Raw genomic sequence first — 23,277 nt, 5'->3', positions numbered from 1 at the left:
AACGGATTCAATAAATGACGCAAAAACAATTGCTTGATCTAATTGGCAACCTGGGGAGTAAGCACTAGAGTATGCCCGCGCAAAATGGAGCCCGGCCGTTTACATATCGCTGTCGCGTCTATTACGAGGACACCGATGCTGGCGGCATCGTTTACTACGTCAATTACCTCAAGTTTATGGAGCGGGCTCGCACCGAGCGGCTGCGGCATATGGGCTTTGCCCAATCCGAACTGGTGGGTGAGAACCTGTTATTCGTGGTGCATTCCAGTGAGGCGCGTTATCACGCGCCGGCGCGTCTGGACGATGAGCTGAATGTCTCTGCCGAATTAATCGAATTAAACCGCGCCAGCCTGCGTTTTCGTCAACAGGTACGGCGGGCTGCGGATGATGCGCTGCTCTGTGAAGGGCAGTTTTTGGTGGCCTGTGTGTGCGCCGACAGTTTGAAACCCAGGGCCATGCCCGAAGCGCTGCGTTCAGCCTTCGCCCATGATCCGGGACTATCCCAGCAGGAGATTAAGCGTGGAAGCTAACGTCGTCGACCATACCTCCATGTGGAGCCTGATCAGCAATGCCAGCCTGGTTGTGCAGTTGGTAATGTTGGTCTTGGTGGCCGCCTCGGTCACCTCGTGGATCATGATTTTTCAGCGCAGCACCATGCTGCGCGCCGCCAAGAACGCCTTAGGTGTCTTCGAAGAGCGTTTCTGGTCGGGTATCGATCTATCCAAACTCTATCGTCAGGCCGGCAGCAATCCGGACCCCGATTCGGGCGTCGAGCAAATCTTCCGCGCCGGCTTCAAAGAGTTTTCGCGTTTGCGCCAGCAGGCCGGCGTTGATCCGGACGCAGTAATGGAAGGCGTGGCGCGCGCCATGCGGGTCGCCATTTCCCGCGAGGAAGAGAAAATTGAGCAAAGCCTGCCGTTCCTAGCGACCGTTGGTTCCACCAGTCCCTACATCGGCCTGTTTGGTACTGTCTGGGGGATTATGAATTCGTTCCGCGGTCTGGCCCAGGTTCAGCAAGCGACCCTCGCCACTGTCGCGCCGGGCATCGCCGAAGCGCTGATTGCCACCGCCATCGGCCTGTTTGCGGCGATTCCGGCAGTCATCGCCTACAACCGCTTCGCCGCCCGCGGAGAGACGCTGATCGGCCGTTACTACACCTTCGCTGACGAGTTCCAGGCGATTCTGCACCGCAAAGTGCATACCTCGGAAGACTGAGACTCCGCTCATGGCCAGAATTCGCAACAGACGTAAACCCGTCGCTGAGATGAACGTCGTTCCCTATATCGACGTAATGCTGGTGCTGCTGGTGATCTTCATGGTGACCGCGCCGATGCTCAATCAGGGCGTCAAGGTTGATCTGCCCAAGGTCTCGAGCGAGGCGTTGCCGCAAGACAACAATGCCCGCGTGTTGACCATTTCGATCAAGGCCGACAAAACCTATTTCTGGAATATGGGTGAAGAGGTCGATGCGGATCAGGGCAAAAAAAGTGAAACCGCTACCGCGCTACCCAAGCTCGTCACGGTTGTGAGTGGGATCATGGCGGAGAACAGCCGGCAGGGTAAGAAAGTCCAGGTGTTCGTGCGCGGCGACAAGACCGTCGACTACGGCGCGGTCATGGCGGTTATGGGCGGCCTGCAGCAGGCGGGCGTGGGCAACGTCGGGCTGATAACCGAGGCGCCCTGATGCAGCAGCGTGAGCGCTCCTCCTCGGAAAGCTATTTCTGGCCGGCTGTTTGGGCGGTGGTCCTGCATGCCCTGATATTTGGCATGTTGTTCGTGAGCTTTGCCTTCACTCCCGAGCTTCCGCCGGCGCGGCCGATCGTCCAGGCGACACTGTATCAATTGAAGTCGCAGAGTCAGGCGACAACTCAGACCAACCAGAAGATTGCCGGCGAAGCGAAAAAAACTGCTGCCCCGCAATTCGAGGTCGAGCAGCTGGAACAGAAGAAGGTCGAACAGCAAAAGCAGGAAGCCGCTAAAGCTGCGGAACAAAAGAAAGTCGAAGAGGTTCGAAAGGCGGAGGCAGTGAAAGAGGCTGAGGCTGAGAAAAAAGCTGACGACGCCAAAAAAGCCGAAGAAAAGAAACAAGCGGATTTCGCCAAGAAAAAGGCCGAAGAGGAAGCCAAGAAGAAGGCTGCCGAAGACGCCAAGAAGAAAGCCGCCGCCGAAGCAGCGAAGAAAAAAGCCGCCGAGGACGCGAAGAAGAAAGCTGCCGCTGATGCCGCCAAGAAAAAAGCTGCGCAGGAGGCTTCGAGAAAGTCAGTCGAAGATAAAAAGGCTCAAGCGCTTGCCGAACTGCTGTCGGACACCACCGAGCGGCAGCAGGCATTGGCCGATGTGCAAGGGGATCAGGTCGCCGGGAGTCTGGATGATTTGATCGTCAAACTGGTCAGCGAGCAGTGGCAGCGCCCGCCGTCTGCCCGCAACGGGATGAGCGTCGAGGTGCAAATCGCGATGCTGCCTGACGGCACAATCACCGGTGCAAGCGTAACTCGTTCTAGTGGCGATTCGCCGTTCGACAATTCGGCCGTTGCTGCCGTACGTAACGTTGGGCGTATCCCCGAGATGCAACAATTGGATCGCGCAACCTTTGACAGTATGTACAGGCAGCGTCGCATCATCTTCAAACCAGAGGATTTGGATCTGTGAATACCTTGCTTCGTATCGCCCTGCTTGGGCTGACCTTGCTGGTCGGCAGTGTACAGGCGGCCGACCCGCTGCTCGTCACTAGCGGCACCGATCGCGCCACCCCCATCGCCGTCGTACCTTTCGGCTGGCAGGGCGGCACTGTGCTGCCTGAAGACATGGCCACAATCGTCGGTAACGATCTGCGCAATTCGGGCTTCTTCGAGCCGATTCCGCGGCAGAACATGATCAGCTTGCCGACCCAGGCGAGCGAAGTCATTTATCGCGATTGGAAGGCCCTGGGTGCCCAGTACGTGATGGTGGGCAGCATCGTCCCCGCAGGTGGTCGCCTGCAGGTGCAATTCGCGCTGTTCAATGTCACTACCGAGCAACAAGTGATGTCCGGTAGCGTCAGTGGCTCGACCGAGCAATTGCGCGATATGTCGCACTATGTTGCCGATCAGGCATTCGAGAAACTGACCGGTACCAAGGGCGCGTTCTCTACCCGCATGCTGTACGTGACTGCTGAGCGCTTTTCGGCCACCAACACCCGCTACACGCTGCAGCGCTCGGACTACGACGGTGCCCGCGGGGTTACGCTGTTGCAGTCCCGCGAGCCAATCCTGTCGCCACGCTATGCGCCGGATGGTCGTCGTATCGCATATGTGTCCTTCGAGCAGCGCCGGCCACGGATTTTCATTCAGCACATTGATACGGGTCGCCGTGAACAGATCACCAATTTCGAAGGGTTGAATGGTGCGCCGGCGTTCTCGCCGGACGGCAATCGTTTGGCTTTCGTGCTCTCCAAGGATGGGAATCCGGAAATCTATGTGATGGATCTCGGCTCGCGCCAATTGCAGCGAGTGACCAATCACTTCGCGATCGATACCGAGCCGTTTTGGGGGGCTGATGGTCAGAATCTGTATTTCACCTCTGATCGTGCCGGCAAGCCTCAGATCTACAAGGCTCGCGTCAGCGGTGGGGAGCCGCAGCGGGTGACTTTCGTCGGTAACTACAACGCCAATCCGAAGTTGTCTGCAGATGAGAAAACGCTGGTGATGATTCATCGCCAGGATGGATACACCAACTTCAAAGTGGCGGCGCAGGACTTGCAGCGCGGCAATGTGCGAATCCTTTCCGAGACCAGTCTGGACGATTCGCCTACTGTCGCGCCCAACGGCACCATGTTAATCTACGCCACCCGCCAGCAGGGCCGGGGAGTCTTGATGCTCGTGTCCACCAATGGTCGCGTGAGGCTCCCGATTCCTACCGCTCAAGGCGATGTCCGAGAGCCTTCCTGGTCCCCTTACCTGAACTGATGCGGCGTAATTTTTTGCTTTAACCATACCTGGGGTTCATTAGGAGTTTTACGATGGAAATGCTGAAGTTTGGTAAGTTCGCTGCGCTGGGTCTGGCCCTCGCCGTAGCTGTTGGTTGTTCCTCGAAAGGCGGTGACACCGCTGGCGAAGGCGCTGTTGACCCGAACGCTGGCTACAACGCCAACGGTAGCGGCGTTGACGGCAGCATGAGCGAAGAAGCTGCTCTGCGCGCTATCACTACCTTCTACTTTGAGTACGACAGCTCCGACCTGAAGCCGGAAGCTATGCGCGCTCTCGACGTACATGCCAAAGACCTGAAAGGTAACGGTGCTCGCGTCGTTCTGGAAGGCCACACCGACGAGCGTGGTACTCGCGAGTACAACATGGCTCTGGGCGAGCGCCGTTCCAAGGCCGTTCAGCGTTATCTGGTTCTGCAAGGCGTTTCCCCGGCTCAGCTGGAACTCGTGTCCTACGGCGAAGAGCGTCCGGTTGCTACTAGCAACGACGAGCAGTCCTGGGCTCAAAACCGTCGCGTCGAACTGCGTAAGTAATTCGTCATGCGCATGTGCCACCGTGTTCTAACCGTTTTGGCGCTCAGCCTGCCGTTTGCGGCTTGGGCTGAGGTTCCCGTGGTGGACAATGCTGGTGGTTCTTCCGCTAGCAATTATCCACCGGCTGGTTACGGCACGAGTGGCGCCTATGCCGGAGGCGGGGTTACTACCCCGTCCTCGGCACAGGGCGAGCTGTTCATGCAGATGCAACAAATGCAGGAAGAAGTCGCGCGTTTGCGCGGCATGGTTGAAGAGCAGCAGAACGAGATTCAGCGCCTCAAGCAAGAAAGCCTTGAGCGTTATCAGGATCTTGATGGTCGCCTGTCAGGTGGCGCTGCGGCGGCTTCCCAGAATTCATCCGCTGCTGGTGCGGTTAATGCCAACAGTGCGCCCACTGCTCCCGCCAGTCAGGCGCCGGCCAGCAGTGAGCCCGGCGATCCGGCGAAGGAAAAGCTGTACTACGACGCTGCCTTCGATCTCATCAAAGCTAAGGATTTCGAGAAGGCCAGTCAGGCATTCGCTGCCTTCTTGCGTAAATACCCGAACAGTCAATATGCCGGTAACGCGCAATATTGGTTGGGTGAAGTGAATCTTGCCAAGGGCGATTTGCAGGCCGCCGGCCAATCCTTTGCCAAGGTCAGTCAAAACTATCCGCAGCACGCTAAGGTGCCGGATTCGTTGTACAAACTGGCTGATGTGGAGCAGCGCTTGGGGCATGCCGATAAGGCCAAGGGCATCCTTCAGCAGGTTGTTGCTCAATATCCGGGCAGTTCGGCTGCGCAGCTTGCTCAGCGAGATCTGCAGCGATTGTAAGTTGCTCGATTTACTATTCGAAAAGCCCGCATCCCATGCGGGCTTTTTTGTTTGGGGTTGATGAATGGTCGAGGTGAAAATGGCTGAAAAGAGCGCGGTAGTGCTGCTGTCTGGCGGGTTGGACTCCGCGACAGTGGTGGCGATTGCTCAGGCTGCGGGCTATTCCTGCTACAGCATGAGCTTCGACTATGGTCAGCGCCATCGCTCGGAGCTGCAGGCCGCAGAGCGCATTGCTCGGCAGCTCGGGGTGATTGAGCACAAGGTAATTGGCCTGAACCTCAATGGTATGGGTGGTTCGGCTCTAACGGACAGCGCCATAGCAATCCCAGAAAGTCCGGCAGCAGGAATTCCGGTCACCTATGTACCGGCGCGCAACACTGTGTTTTTGTCGTTGGCGCTGGGTTGGGCGGAAGTGCTGGGCGCGCGCGATATCTTTATTGGCGTTAATGCAGTGGATTACTCCGGTTATCCCGATTGCCGACCGGAGTTTATTGCGGCCTTCGAGCGCATGGCGAATCTCGCGACCAAGGCGGGTATCGAAGGGCAAGGATTTCGTATCCAGGCACCGCTGCAGAACATGAGCAAGGCGCAGATTATCGAGGCGGGGATCAAGCTGGGCGTGGATTATGCGGCAACCGTTTCCTGCTACCAGGCCGATGGAGAAGGGCGTGCGTGCGGCAAGTGCGATAGCTGTCGTTTGCGTGCGGCAGGTTTCATTGCGGCTGGAGTAGCGGATCCCACCCGCTATCGTTAATTTATCTGCATGCTATTGAATTTATGAATTAAATCAGTATCATGCACCCCGCGTTGGGTCGTTAGCTCAGTTGGTAGAGCAGTTGGCTTTTAACCAATTGGTCGTAGGTTCGAATCCTACACGACCCACCACTCCCTTCTGCTGTACCCTTCTTTTTGGCTTCTTCTAGCCTTTATCGCCCTACAAGATGTGGGTGATATACTCGTCTCCCGCTTATGCAGGTCTAGCGAATATGACGCAGATTTCCGAACGCCTCCTGGTTCAAGCGCATCTCGATGCCAAGCAGCCCAAGCCGTTGACGGTCGCAGAAGAAGCGCAGTATCGCGCGGCGATTGCTGCCGAGCTCAAGGCTCAGGACGCGGTGCTGGTCGCGCACTATTATTGCGATCCAGTCCTTCAGGCTCTGGCGGAGGAGACCGGTGGTTGCGTCTCCGATTCGTTGGAGATGGCCCGTTTCGGCAATCAGCATTCTGCCCAGACAGTGCTGGTTGCCGGCGTCAAATTCATGGGCGAAACGGCAAAAATCCTCAATCCAGAAAAGCGCGTGCTAATGCCGACACTGGAGGCGACCTGCTCGCTGGACCTGGGTTGCCCAATTGATGAGTTTTCGGCTTTCTGCGATCAGCATCCCGAGCGTACGGTGGTGGTGTACGCCAATACCTCGGCAGCGGTGAAGGCGCGTGCCGATTGGGTGGTCACCTCAAGCTGTGCGCTGGAGATCATCGAGAGCCTCATGGATAACGGCGAGAAGATCATTTGGGCGCCGGACAAGCACCTTGGCGGCTATATCCAGCGTGAAACGGGTGCCGATATGCTGCTCTGGGATGGCGCCTGCATCGTCCACGAAGAGTTCAAGTCTCGCCAACTGGAAGATATGAAGGCCTTGTACCCAGATGCGGCAATTCTGGTACACCCGGAATCTCCGGAGGCGGTTGTGGCGTTGGCCGATGCTGTCGGCTCTACCAGCCAGTTGATCAAGGCTGCGCAAACCCTGCCGAATCAAACGTTCATCGTGGCGACCGACCGGGGTATCTTCTACAAAATGCAGCAGTTGTGCCCCGACAAAACCTTCATTGAGGCGCCGACTGCTGGCAAGGGTGCAGCGTGCCGGAGCTGTGCGCATTGCCCGTGGATGGCGATGAATACCCTGGAGCGCACGCTGCAATGTCTGCGCGAAGGTAGCAATGAAATATTTGTCGAGCCTGCGTTGATTCCACGTGCTTTGCGTCCGCTCAAGCGTATGCTCGATTTCACTCAGGCCGCCCGCTTGAAATTGGCGGGTAATGCCTGACACTGATGCAATAAAAAGCCCGACCTAGGTCGGGTTTTTTATTGCTCGTGTAGCGAGGATTTTTTGAGAGGTTCTGCTCTCTCAACGCATCATTTGTTTGATTATTTTCTGCTGTTCGATCATCTCTTTTTGTCGCGCATCAAGGCGTGAGGCCATCTGGAAGTTGTTGGCGGCTCGCCGTTTGGCGAAGTCGAGTTGCTCGATTGCATGGTCGTAATCGCCGACCAGTGCGAAGTATTCGGCGCGTGCCTGATGCAAGCCGATAATGTTGCCAGCTTGGCCACGCGTTTCGGCGGTCTGATACCAAACATCCGGATCGTGCGGCCGGGTTTTCAATAGTGCATCCAATGCTTTTTCCGCTTCGGCTGGCTGGCCCTGTTTGAGCAGCAGGTCGATTTTGGCCTGCTTCAGCGGATAGTTATTGGGGAATTGACGGAGCAGGCGCTGGACGCGTTGCTGGGCGTCAGGCAGGCGATTGGCGGTGATATCCAGATCGACTTGGGCAAGGTTGTAGCCAATATCCTTCGGCGCCTTGTCCAGGAGTGGCTTGAGCATGTCGCGAGCCTCATTGAGGCGGCCGCTTTTGGTCAGGGAAAGGCTCAGACCGTAGCGGGCCCAGTCTTGTTGCGGGTCTTCATCGAGTATCGAGCGGAAGCGCTTGGTCGATACGCCTGGCGTGTCTTCGTAATACAGCATCATCCGGGCGCGAATTTGCTCATAGCTCAGCGTGTCCTTCTTGCCACCTGCGGGAAGCTGTTCGGCACGGTTGCGGGTGTCGGCGATCCGCGACTCGGTAATCGGGTGGGTAAGCAGAAATTCCGGTGGCTTGGCGTCATAGCGATATTGGCGCAAGAGGCGCTCGAACATGCTCGGCATGGCGCGTGGGTCGTAGCCGGCTTTTTCCAGGTTGATGATACCGATGCGATCCGCTTCCTGTTCATTTTGCCGAGAGAAGCGCCGCTGTTCCTGAATGGCCGCCGCTTGGGTTGAGGCGATGGCGGCGATACCCGCATCGCCAGCACCGGCGGCAGCGGCGATGATGCCGGCGAGCATCGCGGCCATCATTGGAATCTGCATGCGCTGCTGAGCTTCAATACCGCGAGCGAAATGGCGTTGCGACAAGTGCGCCAATTCGTGGGCGAGAACCGAGGCGTATTCGGACTCGCCCTGCGCGTAGAGAAAAATGCCGCCATTGACGCCGACAATGCCACCAGGGGCGGCAAAGGCGTTCAGTTGGGGGCTATTGATATACACGAACTCCAGGCGTCGATCTTGTAGCTGGCTGGTTTCTGCTAGGCGATAGACGCTGGTTTCGACAAAGTCTTTCAGCTGCGGGTCGTGCAATTGATCGACTTGGCCGCGTAGCAGGCTCAGCCAGGCGCGGCCAAGCTGGTGTTCCTGCTCGGGGGAGACGATTGAGGAACTGGCATCGCCCAAAGACGGTAAATCATCCGCGAGGCCGGGCTGAGCGAGCAAGCAGGCGAGCGTCAGCAGGGTAGGGCGCAGTAGATTCATGCAGGAGGCTCGCGACTGGAAAGAGGCTTACTGTAGCTGGCCTTTTGGGCCGCTGGCCAGGCTTGTGCGGTATCCTACAGCCTTCTTGGAGGACTAAAGATGACTGAAGCTGCAGAGCAACAGGTCATAGCCTGCGATGCTGAGATTGATGCCAGCGGCCTAAACTGTCCGTTGCCATTGCTCAAGGCCAAACTTGAGTTGAATCGTCTACCGAGCGGCGCCGTACTCAAGGTGACGGCAACCGATTCAGGTTCGCAGCGCGATTTTCGTGTTTTCGCCAGTCTTGCCGGGCATGCACTCCTGCATGAGGAGAGCGCTGACGGTATTTACCGCTACTGGCTGCGGAAAGGATGAGCGGTGTCGGGTCACATAAAAAAGGCCGCTGACTGCGGCCTTTTTTGCACCGATAAAAATCAGTTCTTATGCAAGGCTTGGGCGGCGCTGAGTACGGCGTCGACATGTCCCGGCACCTTCACGCCACGCCATTCCTGGCGCAGTACGCCAGCCTTGTCGATCAGGAAAGTGCTGCGATCGACGCCCATGTATTCCTTGCCGTAGAGCTTCTTCAGCTTGATCACATCGAACAGCTGACACAGTTTTTCATCGGTGTCGGCGATCAGTTCGAAGGGAAACTCCTGCTTGCACTTGAAGTTCTCATGGGATTTCAAACTGTCGCGTGAGATGCCGAACACCTCGGTGTCGGCTGCCTGGAACTGCGCATAACGGTTGCGAAAGTCCTGGCCTTCGGTGGTGCAGCCGGGTGTGTTGTCCTTCGGGTAGAAGTAAACCACTACTTGCTGACCTTCGAGGCCAGATAGGGAAACCTGTCTGCCACTAGTGGCCTGGGCTTGGAAGTCGGCGACGGGGTGATCAAGGCTGACGGCCATGGTTTTTCCTCAGACTGGGGTCTGCGGACGCCAAGGTTCGATCAACGCATCCAAATTGAGTGCGTCGGCGAAATCCAGGAACTGGTCGCGTAGCCAGCTGATCTGAGTCCCCGCTGGTAACGTCACGGTGAGTGTGGCGTTGAGCATGGTGCCGCCTGTCTGCGGAGCCTGGTAGGTATCGCAAGTCAGGTTTTCCAACTCGACGTTATGGTCGATGAAAAACTGGCACAGCTCATTAAGGATGTCCGGACGGTACGCCGCGCTGACATACGCGACATAGGGCAGTGCTTGTGGACGCTGCTCTGCGGCGGAGCTGCGCACGACATTGACGCTGAACGAGTGTTTCTTGGCCAGTACGGGAAGTCCGGCTTCCAACCGCGCCAGCGCATCCCAACTACCCGAGACCTGCAGCACCAGTGCGCAGGTTTCGCCATGTCGGGTCAAGCGAGTGCTGACGACCGCGCAACGGTTCTCGTGGCTGGCGCGGCACAGCACATTGGTCAGCTCCATGGGGGTAGTGCCAAGGGCGCTGATGACAAGGAATTGTTCGCGAACAGAGGGGGTGGACATGCAGCATTCCTAAAGCGATGGGCGGTCGGCAATACATCGCCGATCAAAGCCGGAAGGGTAGCGAAAAGTACCGCTTAGGGGAATGCTCATGGCACGGTGCTTCGCTTGTACAAGGCAGGTGGCGCCAGTACCATTACGGCTCTCTTTTTCCGGCAGGAGCGGTTGCATGATTGCGGGCAGTATGGTGGCGCTGGTCACGCCTATGGATGCACAGGGCCGCCTCGACTGGGATGCGCTGAGCAAGCTGGTGGACTTTCACCTGCAAGAAGGCACCAATGCCATCGTCGCGGTCGGCACCACCGGCGAATCGGCCACGCTGGATGTCAGTGAACACATCGAAGTGATTCGTCGGATCGTTGATCAGGTTGGCAGGAAGATTCCGGTCATCGCCGGCACCGGTGCCAACTCCACGCGCGAAGCCGTCGAACTCACCGAAAACGCCAAGAAAGCGGGCGCAGATGCCTGCTTGCTGGTGACTCCGTATTACAACAAGCCAACTCAGGAAGGTCTGTATCAGCATTTCCGGCATATCGCCGAGTCGGTGGCGATTCCGCAGATTCTGTATAACGTGCCCGGCCGTACGGCTTGCGACATGCTCCCCGAGACCGTCGAGCGCCTGTCCAAGGTGGCTAACATTATCGGCATCAAGGAAGCCACCGGCGACCTGCAACGCGGTCAGGAAATCCTCGACCGTGTTAGTCGCGACTTCCTGGTCTATTCCGGTGATGATCCGACCGCCGTCGAACTGATGTTGATGGGCGGTAAAGGCAATATCTCGGTCACGGCCAACGTTGCCCCGCGCGCCATGAGCGAGCTTTGCGCCGCTGCGATGGCCGGCGATGCGGCGACCGCGCGCACGATCAACGAGCGCCTGATGCCGCTGCACAAGAATCTGTTTATCGAATCCAACCCGATTCCGGTGAAGTGGGCTCTGTATGAAATGGGATTGATGCAAGAAGGCATCCGTTTGCCTTTGACCTGGCTCAGCCCGCGTTGTCACGAATTGCTGCGTCAGGCTCTGCGCCAGTCCGGCGTATTGGCTTAATCCGAGGAATTACTACGCATGAAGCGACTGGCCGGACTCTCCGCACTTGCCTTGATCATTACCAGTACCAGTGGTTGCGGCTGGTTGTGGGGCGATGAGGGTTATTTCCGTGATCGCGGTAGCGATTACCTGACTGATCGGCAAGTGGCGCCGATGCAGGTTCCGCCCGATATCACTAATGCCAAAAAACTCGATCCGCTGTTGCCGGTGCCGCGCAACGTCGCCGATTCGACTGCCCAGGGCGAGTACGAAGTGCCGCGCCCGCAGGCGCTTGCGGTGCAGAGCGATTCTCGTGAGTTCAGCCTGCAGAAAAGTGGTGATTCGCGGTGGGTGGTTGCGCAGCGTTCACCGGCCGAAGTCTGGCCTGTGGCCCGGCAGTTTTTTGAAGATAACGGTTTCCAAGTCGTCAATGAGCGTCCGCAGACGGGTGAGTTCAGTACCGCTTGGCAGCGCTTCGATCAGCTCTCCAGCTCCATGGCCCGTCGCCTGAGCAGTCGGGTCAGCGGTGTCGAGCCGAACAGCGAAACCCGTGTACGGGTGCGTATCGAGCCCGGCGTGCAGCGCAACACCAGCGAGATTTTCGTGGTTAGCGCAGAGCGCCCGGCAGGTAGCACCACCGATGTGGCGTTTCCGGACAAGTCTGGCAACGTGAGCCTGGATGGGGCGCTGCTCGATGAGCTGCTCGCCAGCCTGTCGCGCAGCACCGAACAAGGTGGCTCGGTGTCGTTGCTCGCCGCCCGCGATTTCGATGCGCCGAATCGGGTCAGCCTGTCGGATGATGGCAGCGGCAACCCGGTATTGAGCCTGGGTACCGATTTCGACCGTGCCTGGTCCAGCGTCGGCCGTTCGCTCGACACTGGTAACGTGCGTATTGACGACCTTAACCGCTCACTCGGCGTGTACTACATCAACCTTGCCGAAGGTTCGGACAAGGAAGACGAGAAACCTGGCTTCTGGAAGCGCATGTGGGGCAGTTCACCCAGCGATGAAGAAGTCGAAGGCCGTGCCGAGCGTTATCAGGTGCGTCTGACCACCGTCGGCGACAGCGTTCAGGTCACCGTAGAGAAAGACCTCAATACCGTGGCGCCGGCTGATGTCGCCCGTCGCGTGCTGAGCCTGATTCAGGAACATCTCGGCTAAGCCGGAGCGGCCGCCTGTAGCGGTCACTGGCTGTAAAGACGTCACGCCAATAGGCGAAACCCCATGGGTTTCGCCTGTTTCGTTTAACAAACGCGGAATTTCCCCCATGACCACTCCCACCACCTTGAGCCTGAAGAAAATCTATTCAGGCAAAGTCCGCGATCTTTATGAAATCGACGCCAAGCGCATGCTGATGGTGGCCAGTGATCGTCTGTCGGCATTCGATGTCATCCTCGACGAGCCGATCCCCGAAAAGGGCAAGATCCTCACGGCTATTTCCAACTTCTGGTTCGCCAAGCTGGCCGGCCTGGTGCCCAACCATTTCACTGGCGATCAGGTAGAAGACGTTGTCTCGGTCGAGGAGCTGCCGTTGGTCGAGGGTCGTGCAGTGGTTGCCAAACGCCTCAAGCCGGTCGCGGTGGAAGCCATCGTGCGTGGCTATATCGTCGGTTCGGGCTGGAAGGAGTACCAAAAGAGCGGCACCGTGTGCGGCATCCAGCTCCCCGCCGGCTTGAAGGAAGCGGCCAAGCTGCCGCAGCCGATCTTCACCCCGTCGACCAAGGCGGCGGTGGGCGATCATGACGAGAACATTTCCTTTGCTCAGTGCGAGGAAATCATCGGCAAGGAACTGGCTGCCAAGGTGCGCGATACCGCGATCGCCCTGTACAGCGCGGCGGTCGAATACGCCGCTACGCGTGGCATCATCATCGCCGATACCAAGTTCGAGTTCGGCCTCGACGAGGATGGCACCTTGACCTTGATGGATGAAGCCCTGACGCCTGATTCCAGCCGCTTCTGGCCGGCCGACAGCTACGTGGAAGGACAGAATCCACCAAGCTTCGACAAGCAGTTCGTGCGGGATTGGCTGGAGTCCACCGGCTGGGACAAACAGGCGCCAGCGCCTACGGTCCCCGCCGATGTTGCGCAAAAAACTGCCGACAAATACCGTGAAGCGTTGATCCGCCTGACGAAGTGATTGGCCTCAGGTCGCTAAAGAGGAGCTTCGGCTCCTCTTTTTCGTTCAGCGGAGGTTCCTGGGTTTTTCGCAAGCATCTGATTGCACGTAAAAAAACCTTTGTGGGGCTTCGCCAAATTGGATTCAGCTGTTATCATTCGCGCCGCCTAGGGGAGATGCCGGAGTGGTCGAACGGGACGGATTCGAAATCCGTTGTATCAGCGATGGTACCTAGGGTTCGAATCCCTATTTCCCCGCCATATAGAAAAGCCCCGTAGTTCAATGAACTACGGGGCTTTTTCTTTTCCGCTCAGAAGACGGTGCGGGTCGATCGCTCACGACTGGACAGGGCGCAGCGACAGTCGGCATTAGCGATGCTGGGCGCTAAGCTCGGTGAACTGCACCTCGCCAATCTCTGTGCTGTTGCTGTCAACCGCCTGCACGTAGGCGCCGGCTTTGAAGAAAAACTGCACATCGCGCTGCCGGGTCGGCTTTGTAGACGTCATGGACGAACCGCTCGCCGTCGACCTCAACTGTCAGCACACCATCTAACACTTCGATGCGGTAGGAAAACAGGTCGTTGTTTACCTGGATGGCGAACACCTGGGCAAGATCATCGTTGCTGCCTTTGGGGTGTTTCTTGATCAGCGCCTTGACCTTGCCCTTCTCCCACTGGAGTTTGATCAATGGTCGAGCGTCGAAGCCATAGATCTGGCCGACGATGATTTGCTGGGTACTTGACGCCTGGATGACCTGACAACTGGCGCGCAGTTCATGAAAGCCCGTCCCGGACCAATTGCGGTCGTCGTCCGCCGGGTCGAGCATTTCCCGTAGTTCGGTGCGCGGGTAGCGGCTGTTTTCCGTTGTCCCGCCCGTGATGGGAGCCACGAAGATCATGGCGCCAGTGTTGGACAAGTAGAAGTAGCGTGAGGCATAGCCATCGCGCAGCTGCGCGGCGAGCACTTCGGTGGCCGCGTCATCCGGCAGGGTCAGCTGAGTGATGCATGAGTCGTTTCCTGATTGAGGCGGGTGATACGCCCACCATGCCAAGAAAGTTTTGACGAGAGTTTTTCTAGGCGGCGCAAACGTGTCGGAGTGTTGGTACGGCAACGCGATACCGCTGAAAGGTGTCGCTGTGTTTGTGGCCTGGAACCAGCGGCGGCAAGCACTGGGCTGATGGTCGGTTAATTCGCCACGTATGTGTCGATAAGAGCTGAGGGGCGTTTCGTAAGTTTGCTAGCGCGCTGCCCGTAACTTGCGGACCATGACGCTGGGGTATATCGAAGCATGGGCGAAGTCGCTGGCATGCCAGTGGCTGAACAGTGCCAGCAGCGGTGGTAGCCACATCACGCACATGCAGACGATGAACCACTCCTTTCACCCAGTTTGTTGACCTGCTTGGCGCGCCAGTTCCAGAGCAGTCAGCAGCCAGTAAACCACCAGCAGTGCTCAGAAAAACGCGGGCTGCCAACGCCCCACAGGGTGCGCTGACATCCATGTTCATCACGTTGATCTTTGGGTTGAGCACCAACAAGGCCCAGATCAGCAAGCCGAAGGTAGTCATCGTCAGCAGCTTCATCTCAACCGGTACTCGACGGGCAGATTTTTGCGTTCCACCAGTTCCGAGGTCACCATCGACTCGTTGAGCTCGGTTATCACCAGCACCGCAGCTGGCCACATCGCAGCACTGTTGAGGCTGACAAGGAAAGCCTGGTAGGCGCCGAGAAGAGGATGCCGCTGATTACGCTGTAGAAGCCTATGTTACTGATCTCCCTTCAGTACTCGGCGCCGGCTCTCGTACCGGCGCTGGCTCAGGGCTCGGTTGGTGCTTCGTCAACTTCCTCCCAGCTGCTATCGGGATCGAAGTGGGTCATCGCCGCGGCCAGCTTGGCGCTATTCGGGCCGAGGTCTTTCTGAAACACCTCCCCGTCGTGGCTGATCATGAAGCTCATTACGCCGCTATCGCCGTATTTGCCCGGCCAGGCGATCACGGCGAAGCCGCGGCTCATGTTTTCGCCGATCTTGTAATCGTAGGCACCGCCGGGTGCCGAAGGGCCTTGGGCGGTGAGGATGCGGTAGTGATAGCCGTGCCAGTCGTCGCCCGGTTTGGCGTCGCCGAACAGCGGACCGAGCGGACTTTCCTCGATGCCGGGTTCCTCGGCCCAGTACAGACCGTCGAACTCACCGTCGCTGCTGAGGAATTTCTGCGCGTATTCGAGTACGCCATCGCCATCGCGGTCGACCTCGGCGTAATCCATTTGCGCATCGTGGTAGGCGCGCACGGCCTCGATGGTGGTCAGCTCGTTGCGGCCGATGCGGTGCACGCGAATCTCCTCGCCGCCGGCCTTGGCGTCGAAAGCCCAGCCCTGTTTACCCTTCACCAGCGGCAGCGGGAAGGTCCAAGGCGTGTTGCCCACGACCAGATGCGCGTGACCCGATTCGTCTGTCTGGATCTCATGTTTCTCCCGGTAGTGGGCGAGGAAGGCGTCGACGTCTTCGCGCCCGACGCCCTCAGTCGGAATGTAGCTGCGCCAGTCGGTGCCGAGCAGTTTGGCCAGGGCGGCGGCATCGGACTTGTCGGTGCCGAGCGCGGCGACCAACGTCTCGGCGGCCGCCTCCGGGGTGGCGAAAGCCTGCTGGGCCTGCGCACCTTGGGCCAAGCCCAGCAGCAGTAGCGCGACGGCGAACATACGGAATGCGAGCTGCATGGCGAGTCTCCTGTTAGCGCCGATGGAAGCCGCCGCCGCCGCGGGGAGCATGGGCAGGACGTTGTACTGGGCGACTGGCAGGGCGGGACACCTGCGGCCGACTGGCGATTTGGCGACTGGCTTGGCCGCGATTGGCTGCGAGATGGGTCTGCGAGGGCGTGCGGGCCCCGGCGAAGGCGTTGTTGCGATGCATCTGGGTGCTGGCGTGCTGTTGGCGCGCTTGCTGACGCACCTGTTGATTGCGCGGCGCTTGCTGACGGTTTTGCGCTGTGGTTTGCGCGCGCTGGCGAGCTTGACCGTCGTTGCGCAAGTCGCGGCCGGCGCTCTGGGCACGTTCGCGCGCCTGGCGGTTGTTGGCGGCCGGTGCATCGATGCCGCGCTGCTGCAGGCTCTCGCGGGCCCGTTCGCGGTCGGCGCTCTGCACGCGGTCGCGCGCCTCGCGGTTACTTGTCGCCGGAGCGGCTAGGCCGCGTTGCGCCAGACTGTCACGGGCACGCGTGCGCTCGGCGGCCCGTGCCGGGTCGTCGCCGCGCAGGCCGACGCGCTGTTCACCGCCGGGCAAGCGGCGGTCGAACTGCTGGCGGCTGACGTTATCGCGGTAGGGCACGCCGTTGCGGTACACAGGGTTGTGGCTCCAGTTGTTCTGGTTGGCGTCGAGTCGGTGGTTGACGTTGATGTTGTTGTAGCGATTAACGTCGATATCGACATCGTGGTGATCCCAATCACAGTCCCCCCACAGCGAGTCGGCGATCGCAATCCCGGCGCCGAACGCCAGGCCGCTAGCCAGCGCAGTCGCCACTGGATAGCTTGGCGGCGGTGGATAGTAGGGGGGCGGATAGGATGGATAGGACCAGGTGCCATAGACCACGGTGGGGTTGTAGCTGGGTACATAGACGACCTGCGGATTGGTCGGCTGGATGACAATGGTCTGCGCCGGCGCGGCTTGTTGCACCACGGTAGTCGTACCCCCTTGCGGCGCGGGGGCTGGCGCTGCGGCCGGTTGTACGCTGACCCGCTGCTGCTGGTTGGATTCGAGGTTGCCGGCCGCCTGCGCCTTGCGCCGCAGTCGCTGCACTGAATCCATTACCGCGTCGGGCTGGGCGAGGAAGGCGTCGCCGACCCGCTGTACCCACGCCGGGTCCTGACCGAGGGTGGCGAGCACCTGCGGGAAGGCCACCAGCGATTGCACGCTAGGATCCCATGGTTGATTGGCGACCTGGGCCACAGCAGCGTCGCCATTGGCATCCGGATGCGCCTTGGACCAGATCACGGCGTCGGCGACGTTGCCCGGATAGGTTGTTGCCATTAGTACCTGGGCGAGCAGGGAGTCGGGGTATAGGGCCAGCGGAGCGAGCATCTGGTCGAGTTCTTCGACACTGAATACCGTCTCGCGTGGCGGTGTGGCAGGCGCGGCTGCTGGCGCGGCGGGAGCAGGAGTGGCGGGCGGTGTGGCGACAGTGGTCGAGGCGTTCGCCGCTGGTGGTGCGGGCGGCGGGTCTTCCTTGTCGCAGCCTGTCAGCGCCAAGAAGGCGAACAGGACGGCGTGATAGCGGCAGGCAAACATGACGCCTCTCCTCTGGCGGACAACGCGGAGTGAAACACCTGAGCCTGCCTGCGGGATAACGGCACGGCTCTCGGCAGCCTAGGACGCGGTGATCTCACCGCGGCGAATGGCACTGCTAGCGTAGAAGAAGAAATACGCTTATGCCGTGTGCTCGTCGAAATGGAAGAGCGCAGCGATGCCCATGCGGTCGGTTTAATAGCTAGCGCCGAACTCAGATCCCGCCCCGTACGATCCGCCGTCAGCGTGCAGGAGCGCATCGGAGAACCGGTCTCGATCCAGCTAGAACCACCAGCCAGCCGCGCAGTTCAGAGCTAGTACGGCCGGGTAAACCCGGCAAGGAGCTAGCCATGAACTCAAGTCCAGATTATCCGGCCCCGGATACCGTTCCGCCCGAGGGTGTGCCTCAGGACGCTCCGAATACGGATGTGGAACCGGTTGAAAATACGCAGTCGCCCGAGCAGTCTGAAGACGATGCCCCGTTCGTTTCTGGGTCAAAGGGGGCAACCCTTTAGGTCAGGGCGGTCCGTGAGGTGTTCGCAATCGAGCACAGCCCGCCTGAGCTGCGGGCTTTTTGTCCATGCCCAGGCTGGGGCCTGATCCGAGCATGCCCGATTGCTCGGCAGATACACCTTTTCTTCTGCCATAAACGACTCGCTGGGATGGTCTTTTTTAGCGAGAGCGGGCCAGAGTCAGGCTGTGCTGCTTGCCCACAAAAAGGGCGTTACGCCCATCGGCGGAGCAGTGTTGTGCACAATGGAAAGGCTCCTTATTAAGCTACTGTGGCAGTCGCGCGTAACATCTTGATTCTGTATGGCAATTTTTTAAGTCAATGAAAAATATGGGATTTTTTTGCTGGTGAAAAAAACATCAACTTGACTGTGAGGCCCGCTGCACAGGGGGTGGCGAGGCTTGCGCCCAAGTTGTCCACGGAGTTATCCACAGATTTTGTGGATTGAAATTTGCCAGTGGCGAAGTTCACTTTCCGGCCGTTTGCGCAAGCCTTTTTCGGGTAAATAAAAAGCTCACAAGCGCAGCCTGCTGCCGTCCCCGCGAAGCCCGCTGAGTTGCGCGGCGCTGGGTATACTGCCCGGCAGTCTGGTGCGGAGCCACGTATGCCTATCGATGTATCCAACCTGTTAATTGGCCTGGTCGCCGCCGCGTTGCCGCTTTTGGCCTTGGCGGGGCACCTGTATCGGCGTCTGAGCCGACTGCAGAGCGACACGGCGTTGCTCGAGGAGCGCTTGAGCCATGCGCAGTTGGCGCAGGATGGTCTGAGCGCGCAGTTGGACGACTACCGCGGGGAAGTCGCCGAACTCGCTGAAGTGAAGGCGCTGCAGCAGGCGGAACTGGCGGCGCAGCGGCGTGAGGTCGAACTGTTGCGGGTCGATCAGCGCGCCAGCCGTGATGCCGCCCACGCCTGGACCCTCGAGCGCGAGCAGAAGGAAAGCGAGTTGCGCCGACTGGATGCCGAGCGCGCCTCGCTCGCCGCCGAACTGCGCGAGCAGCAAGACAGTCACCAACAGCGGCTCGCCGATTTGCAGGGTTCGCGCGACGAGTTACGTGCGCAGTTCGCCGAGCTGGCCGGGAAAATCTTCGACGAGCGCGAACAGCGTTTTGCCGAAACCAGTCAGCAACGCCTCGGCCAGCTGCTCGATCCGCTCAAGGAACGCATCCAGTCGTTCGAAAAGCGCGTCGAGGAAAGTTATCAGCAAGAGGCGCGGGAGCGCTTTTCGCTCGGCAAGGAGCTGGAGCGCCTGCAGTTGCTCAATCAGCGCTTGAGCGATGAAGCGACCAACCTGAGCCAGGCGCTCAAGGGCCAGAAAACACAGGGCAATTGGGGCGAGTTGGTGCTTGAGCGGGTACTCGAACATGCCGGGCTGGAGAAAGGTCGTGAATACCAGACGCAGGTCAGTCTCAAGGGTGGTGATGGCGAGCGCTTCCAGCCGGATGTGTTGATCCAACTGCCGGGCGACAAGCAAGTGGTGGTCGACGCCAAGGTCAGCCTGACCGCGTACCAGCAATGGATCGCCGCCGACGACGAATCAGTGCGCCAGTTGGCGCTGAAACAGCATGTGCTGTCGCTGCGCAACCATCTGAAAGGCTTGTCGGTCAAGGAATACCAGCGTTTGGAAGGCCTGCACAGCCTGGATTTCGTGCTGCTGTTCGTGCCCATCGAGGCGGCTTTCGCGGCCGCGTTGCAGGCCGATCCCGGGTTGTTCCAGGAAGCCTACGATCAGCACATCGTCATCGTCAGCCCGACCACCTTGCTGGCCACGTTGCGGGTGATCGACAGCCTCTGGCGCCAGGAACGGCAGAGCCAGAACGCCCGCGAAATCGCCGAGCGCGCCGGGGCGTTGTACGACAAGTTTGCCGCCTTTATTCAGGATCTCGACGAGATGGGCAGCCGCCTGGTGCAGCTGGACAAGGCGTATGCGGCGGCGCGCAACAAACTCTGCGATGGCCGCGGCAACATCGTCAGTCGGGTCGAGAATCTCAAGCTGCTGGGCGCGCGGGCCAGCAAGAGCCTGCCGGTCGAATTGCTCGAGCGCGCCGCTGTGCCGTTGCTGGATGAGGCGGGGGAGTGACAGCTTTGCTCTCTCCCCCATAAATAGGAGAGGGGCGACGTGCGCCGCCGCTAGGCCATGGCCTGCAGTTCCGCGGCGGCGCGCTGGGCAGCCGGTGAGTTGGCCAGGTAGTTCAGCGCTACGTTGACATCGCCCTCGGTACGCGGATGGTAGCCGGGCGCGAAGTAACGCCCCACTGCGCGACCGATGCTGCCTGGGGTAGGCAAAAAACCGCGCTTGCCCAAACGCGACCACAGCCGCAGGAAGCCTGGGCTGCGGCGAGTGGCCGGATCCTGGCGCATCATCATTCCCGAGCCGGCGCTGAACAGATAAGTCAGCGCAATGCAGGCAATGACCATATAGAACCAACGCATCACCATGCTGCCGCCCAGGCCGACGTGCAGATCGTGAGCGACACAGCGGTGCTCGACTTCCTCGGCACCGTGCCAGCGCAGCAGGTCGATCATTACCGGATCGGCGTTGTCCAGTTTATCGGTGGTGATGATCCAGTTGCCGAGCACGCAGGTGAAGTGTTCGACAGCGGCGATCAGGCCGACCCGCTGCAGCAGCCACCAATGTTTCAAGCCTCGGCCAAGCGCATGGTCGCCGATCGGCAGCTCGCCCAAGGGTTTGTCGAACAGCCAGCTGAGGCGGCGGGTGAACGGTTTCGAATTGATCCCGTGGCGATCCAGATAAGGCTGCAGGGCGCTGTCGTGGGCTCGGGCGTGCTGTGCTTCCTGCTTGATGAAGCCACGCACGTCGTCGCGCAGGCGCTCGTCGGTCACCAGCGGCAGAGCCTTGTTGTAGACCTTGCAGAACCAGAACTCGCCGGCCGGCAGGAGAATGTGCAAGGTGTTCATGATGTGCGAGGCCTCCGGTTCGTTGGGTACCCAATGCAGCGGGGTATCGGCGAAGTCGAAGCGCACCTTGCGTTGCTCCAGGCGGTGATGTTGCTCGGTCATTGTTGTTCTCCTTGGCGGCGGCAGGCCGGGGTATTGAGTGAAGCGGCGTCAGGCGTGTGGGGCGGGGGCGCCCAACTGCTCGATGTACTCATGGATCCACAGGGCCAGCTGCTGCGGTTCGGTGAGTAACTGCCAATGCCCGGCGCGGATTTCCCGGCGCGACAGATTGGGTGCCCAGCGCTGCAGTTGTTCGAACAGTTGTGGATGCACGAAGCGATCGCGAGTCGGCACGATCAGCTGCACTGGCACCGGGGTGTAACGTTCACGCGGGTTGAACATCGTAGTGATGAAGTTGGCCCGGTAGAGCTTGACCCCATGCTGTCCATCGGAGCAGAGCGTGCTGTTGGGGTGGGGGTCGTGGATGCCCTCGAGGCGCGCCAAGATCGTCGGCCACGCGCGGGTCAGGCCATTACGCCAGAGGAACTCCGGCAACCATGGGGTATGAAAGAAACCGATGTACCAGGAGCTGAGCAACTGGCTGCCGACCTTGAGCAACGAGGCCAGGCGTTTTTCCTTGAGGCGATCGCGCATCCAGTGGCCGACATGATCCAGGCACGGTCCGGAAATGGTGGTGTAAGACGCCAGCAGCGGCTGGATACGCGGTTCGGTGACGGCTTCCCAGGTCTGGATCGAACCCCAGTCATGGGCGACCAGGTGCACGGGGCGGTCCGGGCTGAGGGCCTTGATCACCGCTTCCAGGTCGTTGGCCAGCCGGGCCAGACGATAGTCCTGGGTGCGCCGGGGGATCTGCGAGGCGCCGAAGCCGCGCACGTCGTAACTGATGATCTGGTAGTCGGCGGACAGCTCGTTGATCAAGGGCAGCCAGACTTCATGGTTGTCCGGGTAACCATGCACCAGCAACAGCACCGGGCCCTCGCTATTGCCCCAGCGATAGACGGCCAGTTCGACGCCATCGCCCTGGATACGTAGTTTTTCCGCAGCGGCAGGCATCTTGGCCACAGGCAGGGCATGAGTTGCAGTCAGTGCAGATGCAGACAAGGCGGTGGGCATAAACCATCTCCGATCAATTGTTACATCAAACGATGGCAAGTTCGGCCGCGGTCGGAAACTTATCCAATGGTCAGTCGCAATATGCGCGCTCGCTAGCGCTGTTACCGAGCTACTCAATGTCTCGGCATTCAATCTCGGTGTGTTGTTGGTGGCTTGCCGCGACCGCTATGATCGGGCGATGAACGACTCCTCAAGCTTTCTCGGCCGCCTGTTGGCCCGCGGGCCAAGCGCCGCACAAGTGGCTGCCGCGCGCGAATACAGTGTCGATGAACTGGCCGACGCGGCGGGTACCACCGTGCGGAATTTGCGTGCCTATCAGGATCGCGGCCTGCTGGCGCCCCCAGAGCGCCGTGGCCGCATCGGCGTGTACCACGCAACGCATCTGGCGCGTTTGCGGCTGATCGGCCAACTGCTCGAGCGTGGCTATAGCCTGGCGAGCATTCGCGAGTTGCTCGCCGCCTGGGAGCAGGGCCAGGGTCTGGCGCAGGTATTGGGTCTGGAGCAGGCTATCGTCGGCGCCTGGAATCAGGTCGAGCCGACCCTCCTGGAGTTCGCCGAATTACAGGCGCTGTTCGGCGCTGAGCTGACCGATCACAACCTGGATCTGGCCCAGCGCCTGGGCCTGGTGGAGTTCGCCGGCGATCACCTGCGCGTCCTCAACCCGCGGGTGTTTGCCGCTGGCGTGGAGTTGCATCGCGTGGGGATTCCGCTGCCGACGCTGCTCGAACTGTTCGCCTCGATCCGCCAGAGTCTGCAGCCGGTGGCCAGTAGCATCGTGCAGATGATCGTTCAGCATCTAGTTAACCCGCTGCTGAGCAACAGCTTGCCGCATGTCGATCAGCTGCAAGCGCTTAACGAGCAATTGCTGCAGCTGCGGCCGCTGGTCGAGCAAGTGGTCGACAGCGAACTGGCGCAGGCGCTGCACGCCGCGGCGGATGTGGAATTGGGTGAGCGGGTCGGTGATGTGTTGCGCGGTTTCCTCAGCCCTTCATAACCTGCCGCG

At 59.7% G+C, this 23,277-nt stretch carries 23 protein-coding genes and 2 tRNA genes; 17 read left to right on the top strand and 8 right to left on the bottom strand.

Annotation, left to right across the window (positions count from 1 at the left end; genetic code table 11):
• The first annotated feature begins 71 nt into the window (after positions 1–71).
• The 10 genes from ybgC to nadA all read left to right on the top strand — a co-directional run bounded on the left by ybgC (position 72) and on the right by nadA (position 7,353).
• Positions 72–530: a tol-pal system-associated acyl-CoA thioesterase gene (ybgC, locus tag NVV93_RS13385; RefSeq protein ID WP_258251130.1), complete on the top strand. Its 459-nt coding sequence runs from the start codon at positions 72–74 to the stop codon at positions 528–530.
• Complete coding sequence (gene tolQ / locus NVV93_RS13380; protein ID WP_258251129.1) at positions 520–1,215, top strand: protein TolQ; 696 nt, start codon at positions 520–522, stop codon at positions 1,213–1,215. The genes ybgC and tolQ overlap by 11 nt, the downstream gene beginning before the upstream one ends.
• Before the next feature lie 10 nt (positions 1,216–1,225).
• Positions 1,226–1,684, top strand: coding sequence for a protein TolR (tolR, locus tag NVV93_RS13375; protein WP_258251128.1), 459 nt, complete (start codon positions 1,226–1,228; stop codon positions 1,682–1,684).
• Positions 1,681–2,649, top strand: a complete 969-nt coding sequence (gene tolA / locus NVV93_RS13370; RefSeq protein WP_258254368.1) for a cell envelope integrity protein TolA — start codon at positions 1,681–1,683, stop codon at positions 2,647–2,649. Before tolR ends, tolA begins: the two co-directional genes overlap by 4 nt.
• Positions 2,646–3,944 carry a Tol-Pal system beta propeller repeat protein TolB gene (gene tolB / locus NVV93_RS13365; protein ID WP_258251127.1) on the top strand — a complete coding sequence of 433 codons (1,299 nt, stop codon included), beginning with the start codon at positions 2,646–2,648 and terminating at the stop codon, positions 3,942–3,944. Before tolA ends, tolB begins: the two co-directional genes overlap by 4 nt.
• Before the next feature lie 53 nt (positions 3,945–3,997).
• Positions 3,998–4,495: a peptidoglycan-associated lipoprotein Pal gene (pal, locus tag NVV93_RS13360; RefSeq protein ID WP_258251126.1), complete on the top strand. Its 498-nt coding sequence runs from the start codon at positions 3,998–4,000 to the stop codon at positions 4,493–4,495.
• A gap of 6 nt (positions 4,496–4,501) precedes the next feature.
• Complete coding sequence (gene ybgF, locus NVV93_RS13355) at positions 4,502–5,308, top strand: tol-pal system protein YbgF (protein ID WP_258251125.1); 807 nt, start codon at positions 4,502–4,504, stop codon at positions 5,306–5,308.
• A gap of 79 nt (positions 5,309–5,387) precedes the next feature.
• The gene (gene queC, locus NVV93_RS13350) at positions 5,388–6,062 is read left to right on the top strand and encodes a 7-cyano-7-deazaguanine synthase QueC (RefSeq protein ID WP_258254367.1); all 675 of its coding nucleotides are present in this window, start codon (positions 5,388–5,390) and stop codon (positions 6,060–6,062) included.
• 55 nt (positions 6,063–6,117) lie between these two features.
• Positions 6,118–6,193: transfer RNA gene (locus NVV93_RS13345), tRNA-Lys, on the top strand.
• 101 nt (positions 6,194–6,294) lie between these two features.
• A complete protein-coding gene (nadA, locus tag NVV93_RS13340) occupies positions 6,295–7,353 on the top strand; it encodes a quinolinate synthase NadA (RefSeq protein ID WP_258251124.1) in 1,059 nt (352 codons plus the stop codon).
• A gap of 81 nt (positions 7,354–7,434) precedes the next feature.
• Here the strand turns inward: nadA and NVV93_RS13335 are convergent, their stop codons facing one another.
• Positions 7,435–8,868, bottom strand: coding sequence for a M48 family metalloprotease (locus NVV93_RS13335; RefSeq protein WP_258251123.1), 1,434 nt, complete (start codon positions 8,866–8,868; stop codon positions 7,435–7,437).
• 99 nt (positions 8,869–8,967) lie between these two features.
• Between NVV93_RS13335 and NVV93_RS13330 the strand changes: the two genes are divergently transcribed.
• A complete protein-coding gene (locus NVV93_RS13330; protein WP_258251122.1) occupies positions 8,968–9,222 on the top strand; it encodes a sulfurtransferase TusA family protein in 255 nt (84 codons plus the stop codon).
• 59 nt (positions 9,223–9,281) lie between these two features.
• Here NVV93_RS13330 and NVV93_RS13325 read toward each other — a convergent pair whose 3' ends face one another.
• Entirely contained in the window at positions 9,282–9,755 is a 474-nt protein-coding gene (locus tag NVV93_RS13325) for a peroxiredoxin (protein WP_258251121.1), read from the bottom strand.
• Positions 9,756–9,764: 9 nt separating this feature from the next.
• Entirely contained in the window at positions 9,765–10,325 is a 561-nt protein-coding gene (locus NVV93_RS13320; protein ID WP_258251120.1) for a glycine cleavage system protein R, read from the bottom strand.
• A gap of 166 nt (positions 10,326–10,491) precedes the next feature.
• Between NVV93_RS13320 and dapA the strand changes: the two genes are divergently transcribed.
• From dapA to NVV93_RS13300, 4 genes are all read left to right on the top strand, one after another.
• A complete protein-coding gene (gene dapA, locus NVV93_RS13315; RefSeq protein WP_258251119.1) occupies positions 10,492–11,370 on the top strand; it encodes a 4-hydroxy-tetrahydrodipicolinate synthase in 879 nt (292 codons plus the stop codon).
• 18 nt (positions 11,371–11,388) lie between these two features.
• Positions 11,389–12,510 carry an outer membrane protein assembly factor BamC gene (gene bamC, locus NVV93_RS13310; RefSeq protein ID WP_258251118.1) on the top strand — a complete coding sequence of 374 codons (1,122 nt, stop codon included), beginning with the start codon at positions 11,389–11,391 and terminating at the stop codon, positions 12,508–12,510.
• A 106-nt stretch (positions 12,511–12,616) separates the two neighbouring features.
• Positions 12,617–13,486, top strand: coding sequence for a phosphoribosylaminoimidazolesuccinocarboxamide synthase (locus NVV93_RS13305; RefSeq protein ID WP_258251117.1), 870 nt, complete (start codon positions 12,617–12,619; stop codon positions 13,484–13,486).
• A gap of 149 nt (positions 13,487–13,635) precedes the next feature.
• Positions 13,636–13,725, top strand: a tRNA-Ser gene (locus NVV93_RS13300).
• A 169-nt stretch (positions 13,726–13,894) separates the two neighbouring features.
• Here the strand turns inward: NVV93_RS13300 and NVV93_RS13295 are convergent.
• The 3 genes from NVV93_RS13295 to NVV93_RS13285 form a co-directional block, all read right to left on the bottom strand.
• Positions 13,895–14,575 (bottom strand): polysaccharide lyase family 7 protein, encoded by a 681-nt coding sequence (locus NVV93_RS13295; protein ID WP_258251116.1) that lies wholly within the window; start codon positions 14,573–14,575, stop codon positions 13,895–13,897.
• A 701-nt stretch (positions 14,576–15,276) separates the two neighbouring features.
• Positions 15,277–16,173: a DUF2950 domain-containing protein gene (locus NVV93_RS13290; RefSeq protein ID WP_258251115.1), complete on the bottom strand. Its 897-nt coding sequence runs from the start codon at positions 16,171–16,173 to the stop codon at positions 15,277–15,279.
• Positions 16,174–16,186: 13 nt separating this feature from the next.
• Entirely contained in the window at positions 16,187–17,737 is a 1,551-nt protein-coding gene (locus NVV93_RS13285; protein WP_258251114.1) for a DUF3300 domain-containing protein, read from the bottom strand.
• A 1,226-nt stretch (positions 17,738–18,963) separates the two neighbouring features.
• On the opposite strand from NVV93_RS13285, the gene rmuC reads away from it, so the two are divergent.
• Positions 18,964–20,322: a DNA recombination protein RmuC gene (rmuC, locus tag NVV93_RS13280; protein WP_258254366.1), complete on the top strand. Its 1,359-nt coding sequence runs from the start codon at positions 18,964–18,966 to the stop codon at positions 20,320–20,322.
• A 50-nt stretch (positions 20,323–20,372) separates the two neighbouring features.
• On the opposite strand, the gene NVV93_RS13275 is transcribed toward rmuC, so the two are convergent.
• Both NVV93_RS13275 and NVV93_RS13270 read right to left on the bottom strand, forming a co-directional pair.
• Positions 20,373–21,263 (bottom strand): metal-dependent hydrolase, encoded by an 891-nt coding sequence (locus NVV93_RS13275; RefSeq protein WP_258251113.1) that lies wholly within the window; start codon positions 21,261–21,263, stop codon positions 20,373–20,375.
• Between the two features lie 48 nt (positions 21,264–21,311).
• Positions 21,312–22,274, bottom strand: coding sequence for an alpha/beta fold hydrolase (locus NVV93_RS13270; RefSeq protein WP_258251112.1), 963 nt, complete (start codon positions 22,272–22,274; stop codon positions 21,312–21,314).
• Positions 22,275–22,452: 178 nt separating this feature from the next.
• On the opposite strand from NVV93_RS13270, the gene NVV93_RS13265 reads away from it, so the two are divergent.
• Positions 22,453–23,268 carry a MerR family transcriptional regulator gene (locus tag NVV93_RS13265; protein WP_258251111.1) on the top strand — a complete coding sequence of 272 codons (816 nt, stop codon included), beginning with the start codon at positions 22,453–22,455 and terminating at the stop codon, positions 23,266–23,268.
• The last annotated feature ends 9 nt before the right edge of the window (positions 23,269–23,277 follow it).

This window comes from Pseudomonas sp. LS44 (assembly GCF_024730785.1).
In the GTDB taxonomy this organism is placed as follows: domain Bacteria; phylum Pseudomonadota; class Gammaproteobacteria; order Pseudomonadales; family Pseudomonadaceae; genus Aquipseudomonas.
The sequence above is the reverse complement of the archived record's forward strand: the minus strand, read 5'-3'. Positions and strand labels throughout refer to the sequence as shown.